The sequence below is a fragment of the Psychrobacter sp. 1Y4 genome, from assembly GCF_051847555.1.
In genome coordinates, this window is sequence record NZ_JBPYDE010000081.1 from 1 (window position 1) to 1,301 (window position 1,301).

Genomic DNA, 1,301 nt, shown 5'->3' on the forward strand with positions numbered 1-1,301 from the left:
CAGCTAAATGCGGCAACGTCAGAAGTCACTACCGCTATCTCTAGCAGTGAAGGTATTGTCAGCTACTGTCATAAACACGACGTCGATCTGTTGGTCATCGGTCGCCATAAGCGCACTGGTATTGCCGCATGGATCAGTGGCGCGACAGCAGATAATATCTTGCCTAACGTGCCTTGCGACAGTTTTGTAGTAAGACTTGATAAACCAGTTTCGACGTAGCAATTTGCTTTGGCTATATGGAATTATCAGTTAACAAAAAGCGCCCTATCATGATTGATACGGCGCTTTTTTATTCCTCATATTTTGACATTGTCTCAGTTAATCTTGTTGAATAATATCTATAAAAGTTTGCCAAATGGGGCTTTGGTGACGGGCTTTATGCCAGACCAGCCACCATGTCCGCGAAAGATCAATACCTGCAACGCTTACTTGCACCAGCTCCCCTGTCGCGAGTTCCGTCTCAATTACATGCTGCGATAGACAACCAAGACCAATGTCTGCACTCACCATATGCTTGATGGCTTCTGATTGGTGTATGGCCTTGACGATCTCTGCATTGGGCAAATACTTTAGCAACTGCTCATCGATAATCTGCCGTGTGCCCGACCCTGCCTCACGTACGAGTAGCGGCAACTGTGCTAGCTGATTAATGGTCAACTGATAGCAGTTCTCATCTTCGCTATAGATAGCGATGTTCTTTAGCCATTTACTATCACGTTTGGCAAATATCATCAACGTATCCGTGCGCCATTCGCGCTGCTCAATGGCTTTCATATCTATTGGACGCGGCATCCCTTCTACTAAAGCAATATCGATATTGAGCTGCTCAACCTCACTCACTACCTCCTGAGTATTAGCAATATACATATCGACGTTGGCATCAGGTAGCGCTTCATATAGTTTGCCAAGCAATGATGGCAGCACGTAATTGCCAATCGTGGTACTCGCCCCGATATGAATCTGCCCGGCCTGATACTGATGATAATGCTCAAGCGTGAGCGATTGCCCTAAGATCGCCTGAGCTTGTACATAGATAGGATGGGCATTGGGATGCTGATTAAGCCTGCGACCAACGCGCTCAAACAACGGCATCTGTAATCTAGACTCAAGCTCTGTCAGTGCGCTACTGACCGCTGATTGTGATAAATGTAGCTCCTCACTGGCGCGGCTGGTGCTACCTGTCTGATAAATACTGACAAAAACAGCAAGCTGCTTAAGTGTGATCTTTGGCAATGTCTGTACAGATTTTTTCATTATGTTGATGATGCCTTATGTCAGTTTTTTAATCTGCCCTATCGAAT

Annotated in this window: 2 protein-coding genes; one reads left to right on the top strand and one right to left on the bottom strand. The window is 45.8% G+C overall.

The genetic code is table 11. The annotated features are described in order from the left end of the window. Positions 1 to 219: universal stress protein (locus ACS8FC_RS14310; protein ID WP_439297248.1), on the top strand; the 219-nt coding region annotated here is incomplete at its 5' end. Positions 220 to 318: 99 nt separating this feature from the next. Here ACS8FC_RS14310 and ACS8FC_RS14315 read toward each other — a convergent pair. Then, positions 319 to 1,254, bottom strand: coding sequence for a LysR substrate-binding domain-containing protein (locus ACS8FC_RS14315; protein ID WP_439297249.1), 936 nt, complete (start codon positions 1,252 to 1,254; stop codon positions 319 to 321). Positions 1,255 to 1,301 lie beyond the last annotated feature (47 nt).